The sequence below is a fragment of the Synechococcus sp. CCY9201 genome, assembly GCF_034931105.1.
In the GTDB taxonomy this organism is placed as follows: domain Bacteria; phylum Cyanobacteriota; class Cyanobacteriia; order PCC-6307; family Cyanobiaceae; genus CBW1002.
Genome location: NZ_JAYGIC010000129.1, coordinates 1 through 22,320 on the forward strand (window position 1 = coordinate 1; position 22,320 = coordinate 22,320).

At 55.3% G+C, this 22,320-nt stretch carries 25 protein-coding genes and 1 pseudogene; 15 read left to right on the plus strand and 11 right to left on the minus strand.

The window, feature by feature from the left end:
- Positions 1-686, plus strand: a 686-nt coding sequence (locus VB716_RS12700) for an ATP-dependent DNA helicase (RefSeq protein ID WP_323270674.1), incomplete at its 5' end; no start/stop codon positions are given.
- Positions 687-730: 44 nt separating this feature from the next.
- Here the strand turns inward: VB716_RS12700 and VB716_RS12705 are convergent.
- Complete coding sequence (locus VB716_RS12705) at positions 731-913, minus strand: conjugal transfer protein TrbI (RefSeq protein ID WP_323270675.1); 183 nt, start codon at positions 911-913, stop codon at positions 731-733.
- A 202-nt stretch (positions 914-1,115) separates the two neighbouring features.
- Complete coding sequence (locus VB716_RS12710) at positions 1,116-1,436, minus strand: MTH1187 family thiamine-binding protein (RefSeq protein WP_323270676.1); 321 nt, start codon at positions 1,434-1,436, stop codon at positions 1,116-1,118.
- A gap of 144 nt (positions 1,437-1,580) precedes the next feature.
- On the opposite strand from VB716_RS12710, the gene VB716_RS12715 reads away from it, so the two are divergent.
- Both VB716_RS12715 and VB716_RS12720 read left to right on the plus strand, forming a co-directional pair.
- On the plus strand, positions 1,581-1,970 hold the full coding sequence (locus VB716_RS12715; protein ID WP_323270677.1) for a hypothetical protein: 390 nt from the start codon (positions 1,581-1,583) through the stop codon (positions 1,968-1,970).
- A gap of 14 nt (positions 1,971-1,984) precedes the next feature.
- Positions 1,985-2,170 (plus strand): annotated as a pseudogene (locus tag VB716_RS12720) (AbrB family transcriptional regulator); the annotation flags it as partial.
- A 163-nt stretch (positions 2,171-2,333) separates the two neighbouring features.
- Here VB716_RS12720 and VB716_RS12725 read toward each other — a convergent pair.
- From VB716_RS12725 to VB716_RS12740, 4 genes are all read right to left on the minus strand, one after another.
- A complete protein-coding gene (locus VB716_RS12725) occupies positions 2,334-2,693 on the minus strand; it encodes a hypothetical protein (RefSeq protein WP_323270678.1) in 360 nt (119 codons plus the stop codon).
- A gap of 28 nt (positions 2,694-2,721) precedes the next feature.
- Entirely contained in the window at positions 2,722-2,982 is a 261-nt protein-coding gene (locus VB716_RS12730; protein ID WP_323270679.1) for a hypothetical protein, read from the minus strand.
- A gap of 198 nt (positions 2,983-3,180) precedes the next feature.
- Positions 3,181-4,161, minus strand: a complete 981-nt coding sequence (locus tag VB716_RS12735) for an IS5 family transposase (RefSeq protein WP_323270680.1) — start codon at positions 4,159-4,161, stop codon at positions 3,181-3,183.
- Positions 4,162-4,903: 742 nt separating this feature from the next.
- Positions 4,904-5,161, minus strand: coding sequence for a hypothetical protein (locus VB716_RS12740; protein WP_323270681.1), 258 nt, complete (start codon positions 5,159-5,161; stop codon positions 4,904-4,906).
- 77 nt (positions 5,162-5,238) lie between these two features.
- Between VB716_RS12740 and VB716_RS12745 the strand changes: the two genes are divergently transcribed.
- From VB716_RS12745 to VB716_RS12800, 12 genes are all read left to right on the plus strand, one after another.
- Positions 5,239-5,616 carry a hypothetical protein gene (locus VB716_RS12745; protein ID WP_323270682.1) on the plus strand — a complete coding sequence of 126 codons (378 nt, stop codon included), beginning with the start codon at positions 5,239-5,241 and terminating at the stop codon, positions 5,614-5,616.
- Positions 5,617-5,686: 70 nt separating this feature from the next.
- Positions 5,687-6,322, plus strand: a complete 636-nt coding sequence (locus VB716_RS12750) for a hypothetical protein (RefSeq protein WP_323270683.1) — start codon at positions 5,687-5,689, stop codon at positions 6,320-6,322.
- Positions 6,276-6,452: a hypothetical protein gene (locus VB716_RS12755; RefSeq protein WP_323270684.1), complete on the plus strand. Its 177-nt coding sequence runs from the start codon at positions 6,276-6,278 to the stop codon at positions 6,450-6,452. Before VB716_RS12750 ends, VB716_RS12755 begins: the two co-directional genes overlap by 47 nt.
- 149 nt (positions 6,453-6,601) lie before the next feature.
- Positions 6,602-7,006 carry a tetratricopeptide repeat protein gene (locus VB716_RS12760; RefSeq protein WP_323270685.1) on the plus strand — a complete coding sequence of 135 codons (405 nt, stop codon included), beginning with the start codon at positions 6,602-6,604 and terminating at the stop codon, positions 7,004-7,006.
- Positions 7,003-7,173, plus strand: a complete 171-nt coding sequence (locus tag VB716_RS12765) for a hypothetical protein (protein WP_323270686.1) — start codon at positions 7,003-7,005, stop codon at positions 7,171-7,173. Before VB716_RS12760 ends, VB716_RS12765 begins: the two co-directional genes overlap by 4 nt.
- Before the next feature lie 627 nt (positions 7,174-7,800).
- A complete protein-coding gene (locus VB716_RS12770; protein WP_323270687.1) occupies positions 7,801-8,091 on the plus strand; it encodes a hypothetical protein in 291 nt (96 codons plus the stop codon).
- Positions 8,088-8,381, plus strand: a complete 294-nt coding sequence (locus tag VB716_RS12775) for a hypothetical protein (protein WP_323270688.1) — start codon at positions 8,088-8,090, stop codon at positions 8,379-8,381. The genes VB716_RS12770 and VB716_RS12775 overlap by 4 nt, the downstream gene beginning before the upstream one ends.
- A 96-nt stretch (positions 8,382-8,477) precedes the next feature.
- Positions 8,478-8,732, plus strand: coding sequence for a hypothetical protein (locus VB716_RS12780; RefSeq protein WP_323270690.1), 255 nt, complete (start codon positions 8,478-8,480; stop codon positions 8,730-8,732).
- 673 nt (positions 8,733-9,405) lie between these two features.
- A complete protein-coding gene (locus tag VB716_RS12785; protein ID WP_323270700.1) occupies positions 9,406-10,545 on the plus strand; it encodes a cysteine desulfurase family protein in 1,140 nt (379 codons plus the stop codon).
- Positions 10,545-11,672 carry a DUF4007 family protein gene (locus tag VB716_RS12790; protein ID WP_323270691.1) on the plus strand — a complete coding sequence of 376 codons (1,128 nt, stop codon included), beginning with the start codon at positions 10,545-10,547 and terminating at the stop codon, positions 11,670-11,672. Before VB716_RS12785 ends, VB716_RS12790 begins: the two co-directional genes overlap by 1 nt.
- A gap of 2 nt (positions 11,673-11,674) precedes the next feature.
- The gene (locus VB716_RS12795; protein ID WP_323270692.1) at positions 11,675-15,073 is read left to right on the plus strand and encodes a hypothetical protein; all 3,399 of its coding nucleotides are present in this window, start codon (positions 11,675-11,677) and stop codon (positions 15,071-15,073) included.
- Positions 15,036-15,857 (plus strand): phosphoadenosine phosphosulfate reductase family protein, encoded by an 822-nt coding sequence (locus tag VB716_RS12800; RefSeq protein ID WP_323270693.1) that lies wholly within the window; start codon positions 15,036-15,038, stop codon positions 15,855-15,857. Before VB716_RS12795 ends, VB716_RS12800 begins: the two co-directional genes overlap by 38 nt.
- 22 nt (positions 15,858-15,879) lie before the next feature.
- Here the strand turns inward: VB716_RS12800 and VB716_RS12805 are convergent, their stop codons facing one another.
- The 5 genes from VB716_RS12805 to VB716_RS12825 all read right to left on the minus strand — a co-directional run bounded on the left by VB716_RS12805 (position 15,880) and on the right by VB716_RS12825 (position 22,044).
- Positions 15,880-16,737, minus strand: a complete 858-nt coding sequence (locus tag VB716_RS12805) for a phospholipase D-like domain-containing protein (protein ID WP_323270694.1) — start codon at positions 16,735-16,737, stop codon at positions 15,880-15,882.
- Positions 16,737-18,707: an ATP-binding protein gene (locus VB716_RS12810; protein WP_323270695.1), complete on the minus strand. Its 1,971-nt coding sequence runs from the start codon at positions 18,705-18,707 to the stop codon at positions 16,737-16,739. The genes VB716_RS12805 and VB716_RS12810 overlap by 1 nt, the downstream gene beginning before the upstream one ends.
- Positions 18,708-18,716: 9 nt before the next feature.
- Positions 18,717-20,249, minus strand: coding sequence for a DEAD/DEAH box helicase (locus tag VB716_RS12815; RefSeq protein ID WP_323270696.1), 1,533 nt, complete (start codon positions 20,247-20,249; stop codon positions 18,717-18,719).
- Positions 20,250-20,470: 221 nt separating this feature from the next.
- The gene (locus VB716_RS12820) at positions 20,471-21,571 is read right to left on the minus strand and encodes a transposase (RefSeq protein WP_323270697.1); all 1,101 of its coding nucleotides are present in this window, start codon (positions 21,569-21,571) and stop codon (positions 20,471-20,473) included.
- Positions 21,568-22,044: a transposase gene (locus VB716_RS12825; protein WP_323270698.1), complete on the minus strand. Its 477-nt coding sequence runs from the start codon at positions 22,042-22,044 to the stop codon at positions 21,568-21,570. The genes VB716_RS12820 and VB716_RS12825 overlap by 4 nt, the downstream gene beginning before the upstream one ends.
- Between the last annotated feature and the right edge of the window lie 276 nt (positions 22,045-22,320).

Here is a 22,320-nt window from a genome sequence, read left to right on the forward strand (position 1 = left end):
CCCACGCCATCAACGCCGGCACCATCCCCGATCTGCGGCCGCCGCCGGCTGAGGCCACCACCGACTTCTATTTCCTGCCTGCCGAGACACCCGAGCAGGCGGTGGCCCTGATCCTCAAGGTGGTGGGCGAGCGCATCCCGGCCCGCTTTGGCCTCGATCCGATCGCCCAGGTGCAGGTGCTCTGCCCGATGGCGCACGGTGGTTGCGGGTCAAGGTCGCTCAACATCGAGCTGCAGACGCTGCTCAACCCCGATCCACCTGAGCAGGTGGATCGTTTCGGCTGGCGCTTTGCCCCGGCCGACAAGGTGATGCAGGTGGCCAACGACTACGAGAAGGAGGTGTTCAACGGCGATGTGGGCACGGTGGAAACGATTGACGCCGATGCCAGTGAACTAACCGTGCGATTTGACGGCCGCGAGGTGACCTATGGCTGGGGGGAACTCGACAACCTGGTGCCCGCCTACGCCTGCACGATCCACAAGAGCCAGGGCAGTGAATATCCCGCCGTGGTGATCCCCTTGCTCACCCAGCACTACGCAATGCTGCAACGCAACCTGGTGTACACCGGCATCACCAGAGGCAAGCAGCTGGTGGTGCTGGTGGGCCAGAAGAAGGCCTTGGCGATGGCCGTCAAGAACCACCTGGGCCGCAGGCGTTACACCAAGCTGGCGGAGTGGCTCAGCTGAGCGGTAGCTCCAGGGGAATCGGCCCCGCAGAGGGTGGAGCCGATTCAGCCATGGCATTCACAGCCACAGCCGGCGTGGCAGGGCTCACCGTTGGGGTGCCCTTTGGCGCAGACCTCGCTGCAGAACAGCAGGGCGCCGTTGCGGAACGGGCTGTCCTCTTGCAACGTGCAGTGACAGCCAGGGCAGGCGCACTGCAGCGTGGCGGGTTTCTCCAGGGTCGTGGTCATGGCCTCTCCTTGCTCCGTACCGATGAACCCAGTCTGCCGCCGTCGCCGGGAGGGAACGGCTTGCCGTACTGACACGGCGGTCCAGCGGATCTATCCATGGATCAGAGACCTCGATCAGGTCAGCGCGAGCCGAGACCCTGCAACCGGCCCTAGCCCTTGGGCTTCTGCGAAGCAGTAGGGCGCCCGACACGGGGCGCCCTTTTCATTGGCCCCCTTCCGGCAGTTGTTGGAGCAACGCTTCGACGCTCGCCACCTTGTCTTCCAGCGTCTGATCTCGATCGGTGCGGGTGTTGACCTTCACGGTGGTGAAGATGCGGGGAGCGCCCATGGCGTGTACGGCCGAATGGCAAGCCTCAATCGCAGCAAATACCGGCCCCCACTCGCCCTCGATCGCGGTGCCGTTGGGGTGCAGCTGGATCTTGAGGCCGGCGTCCAGCAGCACCCGCTCACACGCAGCGATGTAGGGGGCCAGGTTGATGCCGACCCCGATCGGAACAACGCAGAGATCGACGATCACCTTCATGGCGTGCCTCAGGAGCCTTCAATGAGAAGGTCCCATCCTCCTGGCCCCTTCTCCTCGAACCGAGAATTTGACTGGCTTCCCCGGCAGTGCCATGCCTGTTCAGGTGGGCAGACCTAGCGTTTGGGCAATGCCGCCGGGTGGGCCATGGCCGTGGTGAACCGCTGCGCGGTGGGGATCTTCCCCAGCCAGAAGCTGCTCGATTGGGCTCAGGGTCTCGACCTGGAGATTGACGCTGCTGGAGCCCGGGAGGCCTGCCTCTATTTGATCCCTGACTACGACACGCAAGAGGAGGCCGAAGAAATCCTCGAGGAGGTCTACGAGGCGATCTTTGAGGCGGAGCTCGATTACTGGCATCGCGACACCGGCACCTGGCCGGCGGAGCGCACCTACGAGGTGTTCCGCAAGTGGTTCGAGGTGCGCTTCTACCCCCTGATCCAGGACCTGGTGGGCGAGGAACTCACCGCCACCGAGGTGGATGAAGAGTTCATCGGTGAGCTGGGCACGGCACTGGAGGGACTGGAGCCGCGCCCCTGAGTTAGGCGAAAGCGAAGGCTGGCCGCAGCTTGAGCTATGTGACCAGGGTGCAGTTCAACGGCAACCTGCTCGTCGGCAAGGCCTACACGGCCCAGTTGGGCCTGGAGCCCGGTGATGAGTTCGAGATCAAGCTGGGCCGCAAGCAGATCCAGCTGCTGCCGCTGGGCTCTACGGCAGAGGAGACGGCCGTCGCCGCGTGATCGTTTGTTGCGCACGGCTGCGCTTCCCGTACACCCAGCTGCAGCCTTGAAATAAGGCGTCAGCGCCCTCGACGCCAATCAGAGCGCCGTTTTGCCAGTCACGGCCGCTCCGGAGAACCCCCGCCATGCGCGGGGGTTTTCTGTTGGCAGGGCCCAGGGAAATTCACAGGTCAGCTGGTTCAGCCAGGGAGCTCGCAGAGCAGGGGGCAGAGCAACGCTGCGGGCAGGAGGCAGGTGCGCCAGTTGCCATCGCCGGTGGCCACATCCACCCCGATCGGCTGGGCGGCATGGTGGGCATCGGCCAGGGGTCCACCCAGGCAATGGCATCAGCAATCGCTTCATCGAGGCTGCCGTACTGGCCATCAAGCTGGCGATGCGGTTCACAGCCGCTGTCGATCAGGCGGTAGCGGGAGAGCACGGCCTGGCTGCTGGAACGCTGCATCGTCTGTCCTTCTGAAAGTTCACCATCGGCGCTTCTGCGGGGTTGGTCTGTATCGGTGCGAACATTGAGATCAGTCTTCACGGGGGTGGTGCCAGGCAGCGATCACCGATCAGCCGAGCGCCACATACACCGGCTGGAACCACTGCATCCGCCGGCTCTGACGCTTCTCGCCATGCAGCACGGTGTGCCAATGGCCGCGGCGCCAGTGGGGCCGGCGCGAGACGCTGCTGCTGCCAGCCGCGGTCCCTTCTGATGGGGCCTTGGGGGTGCGATCGAGCCGGAAGTCCTTGCCGATCCACACCGGGGCCTGCGGCGTCACGGTGCCGGTGTTGTCCGCACTGCCAGCCGAGAAGCCCTTGCCGCTGTGCATCTTGGGCGCCGGGCAGGTGGCTAAACTAAGGAACCTCTGGACAACAAGCGCTCAAGGAGGGCGCCTGGCCTTGATTTGTCCCTGATGAACATTTTGATCGCCGATCAGGCTCCGATCAGCCTGAATTCGGCGATTTGGAGGCTGAACCTCGCTCATTTGAGGCGGTGTTCGCCCCAAATGGGCACACCACGCCCCCAATCATGTCCTGCATAGCAGCTCATGCCGCGCCATGAACAGGTTGGAGAGTGCTGCCAGCACCTTCACCTTGCAGCCGTTCTTGAGCGTGCCCCGCAGCCGGGTCTTCTGAAAGCCGAACTGCCGTTTGATCACCCGGAACGGATGCTCCACCTTGGCACGGACGTGTGCTTTGGCCGTCTCGATCAGATCATCAACCCGCCCCTCGGGTGTATCCGGTAAGGCCCGCCGCTTGCCTGGGCGCATGGCAACCCGGAAGCCGATGCCTCTGCCTTGCATCTCCTCTCGCTTCTCAATTCCCTGATAGCCGGCATCCGCGTAGACCACTGTCTCCTCACCGTGCAGCAGCTCAGCCGCTGGGGTGAGGTCATGGACATTGGCGGCCGTGGTTTCCACTGAATGGATCAGGCCGCTCTCGCTGTCCACCCCGATATGCACTTTCATCCCGAAGTACCACTGGTTGCCTTTCTTGGTCTGGTGCATCTCCGGATCCCGTTCCCGCTTCTCATTCTTGGTTGAGCTTGGTGCCGCGATGATGGTGGCATCGACGATCGTGCCCTGCTTCATTGCCATCCCGTTGGCCTTGAGGTGCGCATTCACGGCTTTGAAAATCTGCTCACCCAGATCGTTCTGCTCCAGCAGATGCCGGAACGCCAGGATCGTGGTCTCATCCGGGATCCGGTCGCTGATCAGGGCAATGCCGGCAAAGCGGCGCATCGTCGCCACCTCGATCAACGCATCCTCCATCGCTGGATCGCTCAGGTCATACCACTGCTGCAGCAGATGAATCCGCAGCATCGTCTCAAGCGGGTAAGGAGGCCGACCGCCCTTGCTGGTGGTCCTGGGGTAGTGGGGCTCGATCAGATCAACCAGCGCTTTCCACGGCACAACCGCCTCCATCTCAGCCAGGAAGCGCTCGCGCTTGGTGCGCTTTTTGGCCGTCGACTGCTCGTAATCACCAAAACCGAACTGCTTAGCGCCCATGAAGCCAGTCCACACCTGCGATCACAGGGCCATTCTCGCGTAGGGTGACAGGGTTTTCCAGAGTCTCCCTAAGAATGGTGACAATGATCAATCCGTCGACCATGCAATCAACGCAATAGCCATTATAAACTTGACACCTAAGGTCCCTGAATGTTAATGCATGAAGCGCATTTACCGCTTGTTGCCTGCAGGCGGGAAGTGTTCACCATGAGGTCGCGTCGAGCGTTAAGACTCAGCATTTTTTCACTGAGCCTTACAGCAAGCCTGCTCTTTACCCACCCGCATGTTAGTTCAGCCATGGCGGAAGATTCAAATATTTGCAATGCCCTAGAGATGGGGCTTGATGTTCAAGGGCAATTTAATGGCTACAAGGTCGCCGTTTGCCTGCGCGGGATGGGGCCCACGCATATGGTTGTTATCAATCAGTCCAGCGACTCATCCAGGTATTCCGTGAAGTCCCTTCCGCTTCAAGTGACTCGTCAGCCCAAGGGACATGAAGATTCTACAACTGTGGGCCTTAGGACTGGTAGCTACGTATTTTACAGGGCGAAGGAGGATGGGATCACGTACGAAGTTGATATATCGCGAGATGGGTCGGCAACTTTCTCAATAACCAGCAGCAGTAGTCAAATTTATTCGGACTGGACTGTTGATGTTGAATATGGCGATCTCATTCCACCACGAAAGTGAAAATCACTGGTTATGTTTTCGGCCCGCTTGATCGATTCAGGCGTCAGCCGACTCATCGGGGTGTGAGCGGGGGGTTGCCGGGCTGGACCTCGAGGTTGGTCACGTTCACCTGGGTGGTGACGCCATCGGCCCAGCTCACCGTCGCCACCACCAGCGGGCTGTTGGGGATGATCGGCCCAATAGCGGTCACCGTGCCCCGCGCGAAGGGTCCGCTGCTGGTCGGGGCATCAGGGCCGCTCACCATGGCCATCGACTGCAGGAAGGCCCGGGAGAAGCGAACGGTGTCGCCGATCTGCAGGGGTGCGCTCACGGTGCTCGCTGGCGGGCGTGCCCCATCCTGACCGGATCACGGATGCTGGGTGCACTGCCCCCCCAGTCAGCCCTGCCGTGAAGGACATCCGGATCACCACCCAGGACGATCTGCCCGGGCCGGATGGGGATGAACCCTATGTGATGTTCGTGAACCAGAACGAGTACGGCAACGCCCGCTTCCTGCGCACCAACGTGCTCTCCGCCCGGCCTGACCTCAAGAAATACACGTCCCTGCGGTTCCAGCAGGACGTCAAGCGCCATCCCGATGCCGCCGGTCCTGGGCAGGACGTGGTGCTGGTGTTCATGCAGGCCCAGGGCCTGGAGCCACCGCTGACGCTGGTGTGCAGCGACCTGCACCTGGAGCTGGAGGGCTACCCGGTGGAGCAGGGGGCAGAGATCGAGATCCCGCTGCTGCCGCCCGGCAGCCGAGGGCCAGCTAAGGGTTTCGGCTGAAGAATCCAGCAAGGAGCGCGCCGCGGCTCTCGATACCGTGGGGTTGCTTCCTGCTTGTCCTGGCCCGGCGATGCCTGCCCATGCGCTCCTGCCGGCCGTGAACCGTCTGCTCAAGCAGGTGGAGGAGACCAGCGGCCTGCCGGTGGCGGTAGCCCAGCAGAGCGACCTCAGCACCCTGGCCACCCTGCGGCCGGCGACGCCGGAGTACCAGGCGCATCTGATCGCCTACCGGGATGCCGACGAGGCCAGCAGCTACCACGTGGCCTTTGAGGCTGCCCTGCTGCTGCGCATCGTGCAGGTGCCGGCTGAGCAGCGGGTGAACCTCACCGAGAAGCGCGAGGCCAAGGAGAGGGTGGTCTCCCAGGTGGAGAAGCTGTTCAAGGGCCGCCTCGGCCTGGCTCAGGCCCGGCAAGCGGGGCTGCGCTTCTACGACGGGCTGATGGTTCAGCTGCGCTCGATGGGTCCGGGGCTGTGGGCCGATCGCTGGCTGTTCGAGCAGGTGCCGGAGCTCCGGGGCCTGCAGGCGGCCGTTCTGCAGAGCCAGGTGCAGCAGAACGTGCCTTGCCTCAATGCCGAGGTGGACAAGATGAGCCCCGCCGAGGTGGTGAAGGCCAGCCCGGGCGATGAACGCCGCCTACGCCTTCCAGGCCGCCGAGCGGGTGGGCATCCCGCCGCTGGCGATCCCGTACCAGGCAGCAGGGTTTGAGGTCCTGGCCAAGGAGCTGATCGCCATCACCCGCGCAGAGCCGGCCACGGCCGATCCAGATCGGGAGATCGTCGACGGCTGGGCCGAGAAGCTGGGCCTCTCCCGCTGGTACGTCTGGAAGACGCCCTGATGGAAGGCACGGCGTTCTCGATTGAAGAGGCCAGCTTTGTGCCTCCCTCCTGCCCGAGGGCAGCCGCACCCCTGGCAGCGAGGCGTTCCACCGGGCGGTGACCGACTACTTCCAGAAGTCCTACGCCGGGATGGGCCGGTCAGCTGTCGGTGGTGTTCGCCGCCGGCCGCATCGAGGTGGCCTGGGAGCCGGCCCCTGCGGAAGCACCGGCCATGGCGTCCATCGGCCCACTCCTGCAGCAGCGCCGGTTCGATGAAGCCCGCCCGCTGCTGGAAACCCTGCTGCAGCTGCAGCCCGAACACCCGGAGGCCCTCTACAACCTGGGCGTCCTCGCCAGCGAAGAAGGCCGGCTGGAGGAGGCCCGGCTGCTGCTGCGTCGGGCGGTGGTGGCCAATGCGCCCGATGCCCACGCCCAAGCCAATGCCCAGGTGGCGCTGGCGCTTGCTGCCATGCGGCTGGGCGACAAGGCAGAAGCCCGCCAGGCGCCGGAGGCAGCGATCGAGGTGGAGCCAGGCAACAGCTTTGCCCTCGTAGCCTTGGCAGCCTGCTGGTGATCGCTGGGGCCTATGCGGCAGCGGTGGTGCGCTTCCGCCTGGCACTGACGGCAGCACCGGACGACCTGATTGCCACCTTCAACCTGGCCCAGGCCTTGCTGGAGCTGGATCCAGACGAGCACCGCGACGAGGCCGATCGGCTGCTGCTGCGGGTGATCGAGGCCTAGGAGCCTGTTGCACATAGGCCGTTTCGAGCAAAACGAACCAACTCTCTCCGCGCCAACGCCCAATCCGGTCTCGGAATGGTCTCAAAGGCAATCTTGCTTCGGTGACGCCTGGCTCTTGAGATTGGTTGCAGCATTTGCGATCTTGGTTAACCAGCACGAAGATATCAATTCACTGCTGTCTCAGTTCGATTCCGGCCTGGCTTTCCATTCCGGTGGAAAAGCGCTCGAATTCTGTCCGACGATCTATGCGCGACAGTCTCCTAGGAGCCTGTTGCACATAGGTCGTTTCGAGCAAAACGAACCAACTCTCTCTGCGCCAACGCCCAATCCGGTCTCGGAATTGTCTCAAAGGCAATCTTGCTTCGGTGACGCCTGGCTCTTGAGATTGGTTGCAGCATTTGCGATCTTGGTTAACCAGCACGAAGATATCAATTCACTGCTGTCTCAGTTCGATTCCGGCCTGGCTTTCCATTCCGGTGGAAAAGCGCTCGAATTCTGTCCGACGATCTATGCGCGACAGGCTCCTAGCCCTACGGCGAGCTGGCGGAGAAAGCCAAGGATCTGCGCAGCAGCATCGCCAGACGCGACCTGCGGGCCGACCAGCCCGATGGGCTGCGGCAGGACGCGGTGAGCTACTGCCTCCAGGCCCTGCAGCTATTCGAGGGGATGGACCAGCAGCGCTTCCTGGCGGTGCTCAGTGAGGTCGGTGCCGTGGGGCAGGGGGGTCTGCAGATCAACGAGCCCGGCACCTCCCGCAGCCTCAAGACCCTGCCCGGCAGCTGGAGCGACCTGGCCCTGGCCTGCCTGATCCACGTGGGGATGAAGCGGCTGATGCCGAACGAGGACTCAGGGCTAGGGATCGGGGCGGAGTACGAGGAGGCGGTGCGGTTGCATGGTGCCGGAGGTAGGAAGCCATGACGATCTGGTTAATGCAAGCAGAATCCAACGACGACGAGGCGCAGAAGCTCCTCGATGAAGGGCGGGTTTGTGTGGTCTGGGACGGCTTGGGCGTGGATGAGGGGGCGATGAATGGAAGCAATAGACCGAGGCTAGGGGGAAAAGAGATGGGCAACCCGCTGCCACAGATACATGAGGGACTCGACTTCTTCTATGAATTCAGCAATAGGGTGGGTGGAGGCTGGAAACCTCCATCCGTCTTGAATACCAAAGAATCACATGATGCGGAAGAGGCACTCACAATCGATTGATGTACATGCTGCAGGTGAAGCATCTTCAAGGACCGGGTCGTTCACGGCTAAATCCATGATGAGGCTGCTTCACGCAAAGCTTCTCCCTTCGTCTCCATGCAGCGCTGGGTCCTTTCGGCTTACCTCGCGGAGATCCGCGGCTCTGCAATCCAGCGGCTCGAGCTTATGACGTCAGGTCGCTATCAGCTACGGCTCACTGATGAGGGCGGCCGCGGTAGCCGCAATGCCGGCCTAGGTCTGCGGGTGCTGGATGCCTACACGGGGGATCAGCGGGAGATCAGCAGCCTCTCAGGTGGTGAAACCTTCCAGGCATCGCTCGCCCTAGCGCTCGGTGTGGCCGATTCGGTGTAAGGGCATACCGGCGGGGTTCACCTGGACGCCCTGTTCATTGATGAGGGCTTTGGCACGCTGGATCCAGACAACCTGCAACTAGCGATGGATGAACTTAACCGCCTTCGTGAAGGGGGTCGAATGATCGGGATCATCAGCCATGTTGAGGCCCTACGCGAGCACATACGCTGCGGGATTGAAGTATTAGCGAGTGATCAGGGGTCGAGGGTGATGGTGGGATCCACCAACATGTTATGAGCAAGGCGAGTGGCTTAGGATAAAATAGATAGGCGCATAATCGTTGCCGGATTGATACGCCTTACCTGCAGACAGCAGACCGCGAAGTGGCATTTGCCTGACATTTGAAGCAAGCTCCACGGAAGTGTGGAGAAAAGAGCAGCAGGATTAGAGCCCAAGGGGACGATGAATGATTGCTCCGAGAAGGTCTTAGCCGATCCCGACTAGCGCTCATACAGCCATAGGCTGTCAGCGCCGCCTCACCCAGGAACTGATAAGAAGCTCTTAACAGACGGCGTTATCGGCCGAATGCCTTTCGGTGACCTGCTCAGGCTGGTAGAGACGCAGCGGGCCAGAGCCCTGAGGCACCGCCTTCGATAGCGCACTGCCCAGGGCAGCCCCCTACCCATGGTGCCGCTATAATTGGTGCAGTACGCCCGTACTGCAGCTGATCTACCTGGACAACAACGCGACAACGCAGCCGCGCCAGGAGGTCATAGAGGCTCTGGCAGAGGCGGAAGCGTGCTGCTGGGCAAATTCGGCTAGCCCGCACAGGCTTGGGCAAAAAGCTAAGAGCGTTTTGAACCGAGCCAAGCAATCCATTGCCTTTCACTTGGGCTGCAGGGCTGGCGAGTTAGTGATCACCTCGGGCGCTACCGAAGCTAACAACCTGGCTTTGGCAGGCGTTTTCGAGGCTGAAATGTTCCGGCGTCAGCCGCGAAGGAGGATTCTAGTAAGTACGATAGAACATCCTTCTGTACTTGAGACTGCCGAAGTGCTTCGAGCGCGTGGGGCAGTTGTAGATCATCTCGAGGTAGACTCCTCGGGCCGCTTGAGCCTTGCAGACTTTCGTTCGAAACTGACTCAGGACACTCTTTTGGTCTCGGTTATGGCTGCCAACAATGAGGTGGGTTCACTTCAGCCAATTGCGCATGTCGCTGAGGCCTGCCATCAAGTAGGTGCCTATTGCCATACTGATGCTACTCAGTGGCTTGGTCGGATGCCTGTGAACCTGGCTGAATGGGGAGTTGATTTGCTCTCTGCAAGTGCCCACAAGCTGCATGGTCCTAAAGGAGTGGGATTGTTGTTCGCCCGTGCGGGGATTTCGCTATCAGAGCAGCAGCATGGTGGTGGGCACCAAGGCGGGAAGCGCTCGGGCACCGTAAATGTTCCCGGGGCTGTAGCATTCGCCCGTGCACTGCAAGCTGCCGCTGATCAGTCTGACTGGGATTCGGTAAAGGCCCTAAGAGAGCGCCTATTTGAAGGGCTATCAAAGTCAGCGGGGCCGATAGAGCGGATAAGTCCAGAAGATGACTGCCTACCCAACACCCTCCTCCTTCGCTTTAATGGAGTGGATGCCGAGGCCTTGATGGCCTCAGCACCTTCTATTTGCTGTTCGCCAGGCTCAGCCTGCTCTAATGCGACTCTTCTACCGTCTCACGTACTGATAGCCATGGGTCTTGACCGTAAAGCAGCAGATGAGTGTCTACGCTTCAGCCTATCGCAAGCCAACACGACTGAGGAGATCGATCAAGCCATAAAGATACTTGCCGAAGCATGTAGCTATGTACGCTCCATGATTCAGGAGGCTGCCTAGTGGACACCCTTCAGGAATGCTGCCGTCCAGTATTTGGCCGCCATGAGACCTTCCACCCTCGCTGGGGCTGGTTCAGCAAGTCAGTGTTCGAAGCGAAGGAGAATCCGTATGTGTTTCAGAACCAAGATGCCCCGCTTCTGCTTGGCGTGGGGAAAAACATGGTGCGAGCAATTCGTTACTGGGGAGAAGCCAGCACACTACTAAAGGAGGTAAAGCCACCTAAAGAGCGGTTGGCTGCGGCATCCCCTACGCGACGTGGAGATGCACTCCTTGATCCTAATGCGGGAGCCGACCCCTATCTCGAGCTGACGGGATCACTATGGTTACTCCATTGGTGGATGCTACAGCCGGCTCCGTACTCGATGGTGCCACTCGCTTGGTATGCCTTCAACGTGTTTCGGCCGCAAGAGTTCAACGCATCGGACCTAGAACAGGCTTTTTTTGAGGAGTGTCTCAAAGGAGTAGGAGATTGGAAACCTGTACAAAACACTCTGATTCGCGATAGTAGCTGCTTTTTGCGCACCTATGTGGCGACAGGAGCCAGTCAAATCGACGATGCACTTGATGCTCCTTTGCGCCAGCTAGGCCTGCTATCCACGGTACCGGGTCAGAAGCGTCGCTTTCGCTTTCAAAGCCCAGCGCTCATTGAAGCCGAAGTGGTCTTGTACTGCTGTGCTGACTACCTAGTCAACATTCAACATAGTGCCTCCACCGTGTCATTGACTCGACTACTTAAAGAGGTAAACAGCCCGGGACGGATTTTAAAGATTCGGGAAGATCAGCTAATTCGCACCCTATCAGAACCTTCGCTGTCGACTTGGATAGACCTGAGCGACAGTATTGGCTCCATGCAAATAGTCTTAAAGGCAGACTTGCGGGACATTCGCTGGCAAGCTTTACGGCAATACTACAACTCAACTGATCAGCAAGCGCGGGCTATTGCTGATGGCGGTCAAAAACCTCTCTATGCTTCAAGTACACTGATTGAAAGGCTTGAGGAACTCAAGCGAGCCCGTTTCCGCTCCAGTCCTACAACGGCAGAGAAGTCATTGGGATCTTGCAAAAATGATTTGCTTCAGCGCATGGAGTTTTCAGCTGCTCTTGTTGAAGCAGGGATGAGAAAGTAGTTATGTTCAATCAAGATCAGCTTCAAATCTTCCGCCGTTCTACCCGCTTAGAGCGTGACGGCACAAGCGCCGGTTTGCAGGGGTACATCCCAACCCCTCGAGGCTTGGAGCTCTTGTGCCAATTGTTGGATGCTTTGGCTTCAAACGACTACAAAGCATTTTCCTTGACCGGGCCCTACGGATCCGGCAAGTCGAGCTTTGCCGTTTTTTTATCGGCTCTGTTTGAGCCCAAATGCTCTGATGCCCATCAAGCGGCCATGGCGCTGCTTGAAGCAGAGTCAAGCCCCTTGGCTAATTCGGTAAAGGCGATGCGTGAACGCCTAGGAGTCACCAATAGTGGCTTTGTCGTGGTAAAAATTACGGCACAGCGGGCTCCCCTTCTGAGCATTCTTCGAGAGGCACTGGTTTCATCACTTGATCAGCTTGCTGGCCTCGGCGATCTTCAAAATCGTGTGCAAACTTTACTCGCTTCAGAGCCGTTAGAAGAGCGCGACCTCGTGAAGGCCATAAAAGCAATTTGCCTAGAGCAGCCAGTGTTGCTCTGCATAGATGAGTTTGGCAAAGCATTGGAGTGGTTTTCTGAGCACCGCTCCAGGTCAGGAGATCTTTATGTGCTGCAACAGCTGATCGAGCAGAGCGAAAATCGCAAAGGCAAACCGCTTGCACTTGTCACCCTGCAGCATTTGGCCTTTGACGACTATGCCGCCGATGCAGCCGGTTTAAGACAGCGGGAATGGGCGAAGATTCAAGGTCGATTCCGTGACTTCCCCTTTTCCGACTCCAGTCAAACAACGGGCTTTTTGATGGCCCGCTGCTTGCAGCGGCTTAATTTAGATCGGCCTGATGGCGCAGACTCAGTTTGTGACAAAGCACATGAACTGCAGCTGATCGATCAACTCAGCCTGCAGTTTGAGACCTTGGCTCCATTACATCCGCTTACAGCAATATTACTGCCAGAGCTCTGTAGTAAATACGGTCAACATGAACGCTCTCTCTTCAAGTTCCTTGGCTCGGCCGATGAAGGAAGTCTGCAATGGCTGATCCAAAGTGAGGAACTAGTAGATGGGTGGGTGATGCCATGGCATCTCTATGACTACTTCCTTGCTTCAGCAGGGAGCACAAGTGCCTTACCTAGCTTGGCACAACGTTGGATTGAAATTCAAACTCGTTTGCGCGATGCGGTTGGTCTCATCGATTTTGAGCTCGAGATTCTCAAAACTATTGGCCTGTTCAACTTGTGCTCAAGCTCGGGTGTAGTGCGTGCCAATAGAGAGCTCCTCAGCTGGATTCTGAAAAGTCGAGCACGGGAGACCTATTCATTAGAATCAGCGCTTGAGCAGCTGAGCAGCACAGGCTTCATTACCTACCGCGAACAAGCCGATGAGTATCGGATTTGGCGTGGTTCTGATTTTGATCTTGGTGAGCAGGTTCGCCTGCTAATGGCTAGCTATCGGAAGGAGCCATTAGATCAGCTTCTGGCTAGCACATTGGTCCTACAACCTTTGATCGCAACTCGTCATAGTCAGCAGCGTTGTGTTGTACGACTGTTTCAACAATGTTTTGCATCCTCGCGCTCTGATCTGTCAAGACTAGAAGCCGAGTTCAGTGATCCTGATGGACTCTTAGTCTGGTGGTTAAGCGATCAGGACCCCGAGGATTTAAAGCTGCCTCTCTGGGCTCCAGCAGTGGTTTTGGTGCGTATGAACCGACCAGCCGACTTACGTCAACTTGTCAGCTACGTCCATGCTTATCAAACCATGCTGAAAGGCAAGGTCATTCCCGACCAGGATTGGGTCGCGAGGCGTGAAGCGCAAGAGCGGCTAGCAGTGTCTTTGCAGAAATTGCAAGAACAAGTGCTTCCTCTCTTGCAGGTGACCTTGATATCAGAGGTCCAGCTTCTACGGCCATTTGCCAAGAATGTTCCTGGTTCAAGCCATCGTTCCACTGCGGCTTTGCTTTCAACGGTATGTGATGAGGTTTATTCGTGCACGCCACGTATTCCAAATGAAATGCTATCTAGGAGAGAGCTCACCTCACAAGGTGCAAAAGCGCGGAGGATCCTAATAGAAAGTATGGCTAGCCACGCTGATGAAAAACTCTGTGGGATAAGCAAGGGCTACGGCCCTGAGCGAGCCATGTTCGATGCTTTAGTTGGTTTACATGGTTTGCAGGAGATTGGAATTGGTCTATCGTGGCCACCCCAAACAAGTGACTTGTTTCCGGTATATGCCTGTATCGATGAGTTTTTTCGTAGCTCTCAGCAATCCAAGTTTCTGCTCTCCGATCTCTGGAATCGTCTCAAAGCACCTCCCTTTGGATTAAAGGATGGGCCTGTACCTGTCTTGCTAGCTCACTATCTACTTCTTCATGACGATAAAGCTGGCCTGTATGAAGATGGTCGTTTTGTTCCCAGAGTTGACACTGCCGTTATCGAACGTTTAGCCAAGAATCCTGAGACCTTTCATTGTAGTTCCTTCGCTCTTGATAAGCTACGAAGATCCTATCTGGGCAAACTCTTGGATGCACTAGATATACCATGCTCACGAGAGATAACCCTGCTTTATGCCGTGAAGCAGCTGCTGCGTCAAGTTCGTAAATGGGCGAGCTATGCTCGCCATACGCAAGAGCTATCTGCTCACGCGAAGGATCTCCGTAAAGCATGCCTAGGAGCCAAAGAGCCTGACCAGTTATTATTTGTAGATCTACCGCAATCCGTAGGGTTACCTGCTTTAGGCGAAGATTCGATTGACGAAGTTGTGTCTGCAATCGCATTTGCATTTAGAGAAGTCAATCAATGCTATGAGGGGCTGTTGCTGCGAATGAACAAAGCAATCGACGCGTCTCTTAATATAAAAGGGTCATCTACGCGAGTAGATATAACTCCACGTGCCGGGCGTTTGAAGAATCAAATACTCGACCCCAAGCTCCGCGCATTTGCACTTGCATTATCCGATCAAGACCTAAAAACTGACGTTGATTGGGTACAAAGAGTTGGCCTTTCACTACTTGGCCGCCCTCCATCGGAGTGGATTGATGCCGATGTACAGCGCTTCCACGTGGCACTCAACGAATTGGGTCCTGCCTTCCGTCGCCTTGAAGCATTGCACTTCATCCAGCAGGATGATGGCCAGGCGGGGTTCAAGGCAGTTCGTGTAGGAATTACCACCAGCGACGGTGAAGATCATCAGCAGGTTATTAGTGTTCCAGATGACCATTCACCTGCGTTGCAATCTTTTGTGACTAGGATGATGGCTGAAGCCAGTCAAGCATTTGGAGATTCAGGCGTGCAGTTTGTCTTGGCGGAGTGGGCGCAGCAAGCGATGAGCGATCGGAAGTCTCATCATGATGATCTTGATCCACGGCGTGGAGCATCTTCCCATAACGAGGTTAAACATGGCTAACCAAGTGAGGCATATTCTTGGCCTTTCAGGTGGCAAGGATAGTACAGCGCTTGCTATCTATATGCGCGACAAAGTGCCCGAGATAGAATATTTCTTCTGTGATACTGGAGCTGAGTTGCCTGAGACATATGAGTACTTGACCAAGCTAGAGGTTTATCTTGGCAAAAAGATAGTCCGCCTTTCTTCCGGCCGAAGCTTTGATCATTGGCTCAAGATATACAGGGGAACTCTACCTTCTCCAAACATGAGGTGGTGTACCAAGGTGCTAAAGATTGACCCAATGGAAAACTGGATTGGATCTGATAGAGCAGTAAGCTATGTTGGAATAAGGGCAGATGAAGCTAATCGGAAGGGGTATATCACGTCCAAAAAGAATATTATGACCGTCTTTCCCTTTGTTGACGATGGTCTTGAGCTTAAGGATATTGAATCATTGCTAATCGAAGCAGGAGTTGGTAAACCTTCATACTACGAATGGCGTTCGCGATCAGGTTGCTATTTCTGTTTTTATCAAAGAAGATCTGAGTGGATCTCTTTGCATGATAGGCACCCTGATCTTTTTGATAAAGCCATTAACTATGAGCAAAAAAAGCAATTTCAAGACACAGCTAGTTCTTCCTCCTACACCTGGACAAAAGGCGAGTCGCTTGTCGACCTAATTGCTAGACGCGATTCCGTAAAGTCATTTAAGGAGCGAAAGAATGAATCAAGCATGCTTCTAGACATTCTGAGTGATGATGATGATTGTGATGACGACGATTTTTGCTCATCATGTCATCTGTAATCACAGTATCGTTCTTCCTACCTTAAGGCTGCATGTCTTCTGATATGTAAGAGATACAGAACTCGCTCCAATTGTCAAGAGCATCAATCTGATCCGCACTTATACTGCTTGCTTTTAGGCACTTGATAAGGTACCTATCACTACGTAGTTTGCACTCAACTGCGAGCTGTACAATAGGGATTTCAAGTATCTTGCCGATCAGGCTGCCGATATCCTTGGCATTTAACATAATATCAAGCTGGCTCTCAAGAAAGTGTGCGTCATCATTGATCTTAGCTCTTGATATTAGCGGCACTTTATAAAGCGAGCCATCGCTAAGGTACTGCATGAGATAGCGTAGCGAGCAAGAGGGTACCCAGTTAGTACGGGATAAGATTGACTGTACTCTTTGCTGAATAATAGCTCGATTTCTAGCCCTCTGCCGTGATAGATGGGTAATCATTTTCTCTATTTCGGATTGGGCAAGAGGTTTCTTTATTTCATCAATCTGTTTCAAAAGCTCTTTAACCGAATCATCATCTCGACCAACAAGGGCAAGAACCTCAACATTCGCCTGCTGAGAAAAGCCTAGACCTCTATCTGTAAAGTTTGCAGAGCCTATCAATGCTTTATCGCCACATATATACGCTTTAGCATGTAGTCTGTCAACTGTAAAAATCTTTGTGTGTGGCCTGTTTGAGAGAAATACAAAGGCGCCCAATGAGGATGCCCCGCTCATAAAGTTATCATAGCTAAAATCGGTAACTATGTCGATCTCTGTCTGGGAAGTGACAATACTAGCAACAGCTTTGACGGGTCTTATAGTTATATAGGGTGAAATGATGCTAAGATGCATCGAGGGTTCGCTGCTTGAAAGTAAGCTGACAAATTGCTTAAACACTATGGCGCTTGAAGGTCCTGATCTAGGTCTGTTTCAAGGGCCCCACTTGATTCGAGAAAATCTCTGGCAATTATACCCCAACTTGCCCTGACATCCTGCAGTTTTTCTTTCATCTCACCTATTGCTTCAAGCTCTAGTTCGCACCAGGACGTGAAGACGATGTACAGACCTGTAGTGGCCTTAATAAGATTCTTCTTAATGTCATCAGCAGTAAGTAGATCAATAGCTTCTCCATTGGCATCAGTCAGATTTTCCAATGCCTCCAATATCTCCGTGTAAAAAGGATGACACTTATTAAAGCCACATACCTTTACCCCAAGGTCAAACTTCTTGGGCAACAAGAATGCCTTGGATTCCTCATTCCTCTTAGAGTCAAAGGTGAAAGTACGCTTAAGTGCTATTAGTCGGTCAATTTTGAATACTACATCAGGATCTGGATCCTGGGGATTTTCAATTAACTCATTACGTAGTTCGTTGCTTAAGTTTTCAATCTCTTCAGGTGTTGCTGAAGAGATATCATTGTGATCTGTATTGCTGTCTGGATACCTTTCAAGGTAGCGTCTTCTAGCGTCCGATGCTTTCGCTGCAGCACTATCAACTAGATTGAAGGGTTCGGGGTCATTCAGTACTTCACTGCTGCGTTCTTTGACCGCCTCACTTCTTGTTCCGGCACGATAGCTTTTTACTCGATCAAAAAGAAACTTTCTATACTCATACAATTCATCAACTAGCTTGATAAGTCGAGCATCTGTCTCGGTCTGCGACTCCATCGATGATATGTAATCATTCAAAGCTGATCTATTGTCTACTAGACTTGCGTATTGCGCCATACAGTCCTGAAACCGCGTGGCTTGTTGTTTATCACTTGTTACACCAAAAAAGTCGTCAAGCTCTTTGGTAAACTCAAGTTCGATCCCCCACCAACGGTCTTGAGGAGCTTTGTAGAAACTTGTGAGAAGGCAGAGTTCACGCCCTTCTCTTAAAAGGCTTATTCCTGAGTTTTCAAATGCATGCTTTCCCCAAGGTCTAGCACCTGCCTCACGATAATCACTGGCACTCTTGTACAAATTATCGCGTGTCACACAAGAAAGATTGATTCGTATGTCACCAATGATTTCCTCGTCCGGGCAGTTGACTTGAAATATCTCACAGTCTTTAATACTTTCAAACATGCAATCATTCTCAAATCCAGGCGTGTTACTTGGAGAAATTAAATACATTGGGTCGCTTGCACGCACAAGTCTCCGCAAAACAGTAGTTGCATATCCTGATTCTTTGAGGTTCTTGACTACAGTGAAAAAGATCTCAACGTTCTTACATTTATAGCCTGTTATGTGCCTACGGTACAGTCTGCCGATAACTCTCTCTGCCTTTTCTATTACAGTTTCGGCCTTTTTCCAGCTAAAGTTTTCAAAGTCTTTCCAACGTACGATTGTTCCACTGCCCAATGATGAATCATATAAAACTGACTTTATATATTCATCAGGCTCACGTTGAGCCGGATAATAATGAGAAGATCTGTTGTCATCTTCAAGTTCTTTCATGTCTACATAACTGTGGACGGCGTCTTGTACTCCAAATCCGTCGCCCCGCCAAGACCAGATATCAAGCCGGTTACAGGTATAAATCGAGGAGTAGATTAGCCCGTAGCCAAACTTGCCAATTTTCCCTGTTTGACTATTTGACTCCGAACCGCTGATTGTAATAGCCTTATCAAGTACATCAGCATTCATGCCGCATCCATTATCTGCGACAATGACTTCTGAAACCCTCTCAGTACTTCTTCCAGATGAATGTTGATAATCTTCTTGTATTAGAATGATCTGGACTGATGTCGCTCCAGCATCAATAGAATTGTCGACTAATTCTGCTATTGCATGATCAGTATTGCGGTATGCAACATTTCGCGCCAGCTTGAGGGTCTCGTATAGCGGTGCGCCAGGGCGGTGGCTAAGGGTTGGAGTCGACATGGCTGAGGGCTAGCAGGAACTCCAGAGGTGTTCCCAATTCATAAACATACTAGCTATGCTAAGACTGTCAGGGTCTCTCCGGTTTAGCACGAGGCCAATTTCTACCTCACTGGTTCCGCCAGCCCGTGGCCCCCTAAGTCCTCGTCCGATCATTTGACTAAGCAATACGACTGAGTTTACCTGTCTACAAATTAGCACCAGAGTAGTTAAAGGTGCATCAAAACCTGTTGCCAGCACATTACAGTTGTATAATACCGAGGCAACATTGCTTGATGTGTTAAATTCTTCCCTAATCCTCGCTCGGCTTGCTTCATCGGTTTCCCCATCAACGTGGAATGATGTTATGCCAAGAAGACTTGTTAATGCTGAGCAACGCTTAGACGTATCTACTGAGCTGCAGAATACAATTATCTTGCCATGTCTTGCTGAATGTCGCTTGACTAATGCTACAATCTCTAGAACCTCGGATAGAGCATCTCCTCCCCAAGTATTCTCGATTTCGAAATAGCTTGGGCGCGACAGATATTCATTGTCTAGTAGATAGTCTATCGGATTATTGTATCCCTGTATGTCAAGGATAACTTTATTCTGCTTGAAATGATCCGCTAAATCATAGTCTTCGTCATTGAACCCTTCAGGGCTTTTGCCTGGAGTTGCTGTAAGCCCGATGACTTTGATGTTTGGGTTCATAAAGCGGATTGCTCTGATTGCTATACCTCGCCCCTCGGCTTGTGCTTCATGAGCCTCGTCTATAAATATCACATCCGAATGCTCTGCAATCATACTTATATATCTTCTATCTTCCGTTCTGGAGTCAATGCTTAGCTTGCCAAATGAGGCAAAAAGCATATTTGCTTGGCTAAGATCTGGCGATTCTTTTTCACCAGTTATATAACCTATCCTGCAGATGCCATCTCCCTTTGCATGCCAAGCCTTCTGAAACTCGTTTATTGCCTGGGAGATTAGAGTTTTATTGTAAGTAATCCAGCAGCAGCGGAGTTGATGCTCAGTTATAGCCCTGCATATCGTCCACATGGCAGTACGAGTCTTGCCCGAGCCAGTAGGCATGTGGACAATGCATCCCTTTTCTTCGCTGCGAATAAGTCCTAGTATTCGATCAGCCACTACCCTCTGATGATTAAATAGACTATACTTGAATGTCAGTTCGTCCGGCATCTCAATGGTGTTGTCATCCTTCCTGTCGACTTGATTTACTTGCCGGCCAACGACTGCTTTTTCATAACTCTTTCTCTGTTCCGGTGAGAGCTCGTATCCACTGTCAAGCAAGCTCGACGGAGCAATACTCGCTAAGCTGGCGAGTCTAACAAGCTTATCGTTGTCAAGCTTGGAAAGAATCAGAGCTCTGCTTTGTCTTTGCGATAATATTTCAACGTCAAGGCATTCGCGAATACACTTGGCTCTCTCTTCGAGTTCGGCCTCTGGTTTGACTTCATGAATTAAGAAATCAATTTCTTGGATAGCAGTCACACCCGTAGTACGAGAGTTAGCCGCTAGTGTTTTCCAAAATACATTTTCGGCCATTTGAGTATTTTAATCAGGGTGTTGGAAGTTTTGAAGGCTTGGAGAGCTGCACGGCCGCCCTTAGCCGATGTTGTTATTTTAGAGCTCCCTTGGGCAGCTAGCTAGGAGCGTGTCGCACATTTCCGCAGGCACAAGCCTCCCCTCCTTTCGTTCTTTGGGGGTGAGCTCTGAAAGTTGCGCTCTGCCTGGGGCCTGAGCGGCCCTGAGCACTGGTCCCTCCCTCAGGTTGCTGCCAGCGCTGCTCTGTGCAGCTTGCCGATGTTGTGGGTGATGGCCATCAGGCTCCATTCACCGTTCACCTTCTCCAGCCCTCGCAACAGGAACCGATCCAGGCCCCGTGCTCCTTTGATCTGACCAAAGACCGGTTCGGCGATGATCTTGCGCAGGGCGTAGATCGCCTGGCCTGCCTTTGAGCGGATCTTGCGGTCCATCCGGCCCCGTGCATCCAGATCCCTGGGCGCAGGTCCCCGTGATGGCCGAGGTCGTTTGCCGTGCGCCTGCCGGCTGGTGGAAAGGTAGGCATCCAGCCCGCGCTGCTCGCTCGCCTCAATGTTGCTTGTGCTGCAGTAGCCCGCGTCGGCGATCAGCTTCTCGGGCAACTGGCCGGTATTGGCCACGATCCGCTCCACCATCGGAAGGAGGTGGTGCTGGTCCGCTGCCTGATTGCTGACCCCCACCGCCACGATGATCTGGTGGTCACCATCAACCGCCGCCTGGCAGTTGTAGCTCTGGATCCAGCCGTCCCCACCTTTGAGGATGTGGCTGCCTGGATCGGTGAAGTTGCGCTGGGCCTTGGCCTTGGGATCGCCGGCGGAAGTGGTGGGCAGGTTGCGGCTGGGCATCGCCAACGGATCCACGCTGCTCAGTGGATCCGGGTTTGAGAGGCCTGCGGCCTGGGCCTTCTCGATCGCCAGCCTGCGGGCCAGCTCCGCCCGCCCTCGGGCAGCTTTGGCCCGGCGCTCCGCCTGCTGCGCCTCTTTGGCAAGGGCCTGAGCAGAAACCTCACCCTCGGTATTGATCTTGTCGCTGTCATCAGCCGCAGCCGCAGCTGCCTCAGTGGCCTGCTCCTCTGCAGCGCGGGCCTGCTGTTCGCGGCGGCGGGCGTGGTCGGCGGCGGCCTCCGCCTCCAGCTCCGCTCTGGCTTTGCGCAGGGCGTCGAGTCGATCCTGGCGGCGCTGCAGTTCCTTGGGCAGCTCGTCACCGCGTTTGCCCTTGCCGTAGCGCGCATCCTCCTGGGCATCGATCAGCTCGGCCTTGCGCAGCAGCGCTGCGATCTCCGCTTCCAGCTGGGCCTCGCTCTTGAGCATGCGCTCATGGCTCATGGCTTGTGTTTGGAGGCATTGGCCCTGACCTTGGTGCCGTCAAGGGCGACGTTGCCCAGGCTCACCAGGCCCGCCTTCTGGCAGAGCCGCAGCACCTGCACAAACAGGCCCGCCAAGGCATCGAGATGCACGAGGCGGAAATCACTGATCCGGCTGTGGTCCGGCTGCTGGTTGCCGGTGAGCACCCGGAAGGCCGCATCCTCCCAGCAGGCCCGCTCGATCCGCCGGGAGGAGGGGATGCCGACGCAGTAGGCGTACAAGAGCAGCAGCACCATCATCCGCGGCTCATAGGCCTTGACCCCGCGGGGATCTCTGGCCTCGTAGACCGCATAGATGGCCGAGAGATCCAGCTCAGAGGCCAGATCGAGCAGGAAGAACACCAGATGGTGCTCAGGCAGCCACTCCACCGGCGAGGGCGGCAGCAGCAGCGTCTGCTCAGGGTTCCAGGTGCGGAAGGTTTTGGGCTTGCTCATGCCCCATGCTCCCGCCCAGATCTATTGCTGTCACTGGGATCTGGGCAGATTAGAGGGCGTCTGTGGAGAAGCGGGCGGTGGGGTTATGTGCAACAGGCTCCTAGTGTCCCGTCCTGGTAATAACAGCTAAAATCAGGGGTGTCACCCGAGGTGCCCTGTGGCGCTTGGTCGTCCGATGCCTCCGCTGGTCCTCAGCGAGGACGAAGCTCAGCAGTTGCGGGCCCTTGCGAATTCCCGGTCGCTGCCGCATTCGATCGTGCAGCGAGCCCAGATCGT

What these genes read in the sequence shown, in the direction of transcription:
- VB716_RS12750 (WP_323270683.1), top strand. Translation starts at nt 5,687, where the DNA reads ATGCCTGCCCATGCGCTCCTGCCGGCCGTGAACCGTCTGCTCAAGCAG.
- VB716_RS12815 (WP_323270696.1), bottom strand. Translation starts at nt 20,249, where the DNA reads ATGGCCGAAAATGTATTTTGGAAAACACTAGCGGCTAACTCTCGTACT.
- VB716_RS12730 (WP_323270679.1), bottom strand. Translation starts at nt 2,982, where the DNA reads ATGCACAGCGGCAAGGGCTTCTCGGCTGGCAGTGCGGACAACACCGGC.
- VB716_RS12705 (WP_323270675.1), bottom strand. Translation starts at nt 913, where the DNA reads ATGACCACGACCCTGGAGAAACCCGCCACGCTGCAGTGCGCCTGCCCT.
- VB716_RS12825 (WP_323270698.1), bottom strand. Translation starts at nt 22,044, where the DNA reads ATGAGCAAGCCCAAAACCTTCCGCACCTGGAACCCTGAGCAGACGCTG.
- VB716_RS12715 (WP_323270677.1), top strand. Translation starts at nt 1,581, where the DNA reads ATGGCCGTGGTGAACCGCTGCGCGGTGGGGATCTTCCCCAGCCAGAAG.
- VB716_RS12780 (WP_323270690.1), top strand. Translation starts at nt 8,478, where the DNA reads ATGCAGCGCTGGGTCCTTTCGGCTTACCTCGCGGAGATCCGCGGCTCT.
- VB716_RS12820 (WP_323270697.1), bottom strand. Translation starts at nt 21,571, where the DNA reads ATGAGCCATGAGCGCATGCTCAAGAGCGAGGCCCAGCTGGAAGCGGAG.
- VB716_RS12795 (WP_323270692.1), top strand. Translation starts at nt 11,675, where the DNA reads ATGTTCAATCAAGATCAGCTTCAAATCTTCCGCCGTTCTACCCGCTTA.
- VB716_RS12735 (WP_323270680.1), bottom strand. Translation starts at nt 4,161, where the DNA reads ATGGGCGCTAAGCAGTTCGGTTTTGGTGATTACGAGCAGTCGACGGCC.
- VB716_RS12710 (WP_323270676.1), bottom strand. Translation starts at nt 1,436, where the DNA reads ATGAAGGTGATCGTCGATCTCTGCGTTGTTCCGATCGGGGTCGGCATC.
- VB716_RS12775 (WP_323270688.1), top strand. Translation starts at nt 8,088, where the DNA reads ATGACGATCTGGTTAATGCAAGCAGAATCCAACGACGACGAGGCGCAG.
- VB716_RS12810 (WP_323270695.1), bottom strand. Translation starts at nt 18,707, where the DNA reads ATGTCGACTCCAACCCTTAGCCACCGCCCTGGCGCACCGCTATACGAG.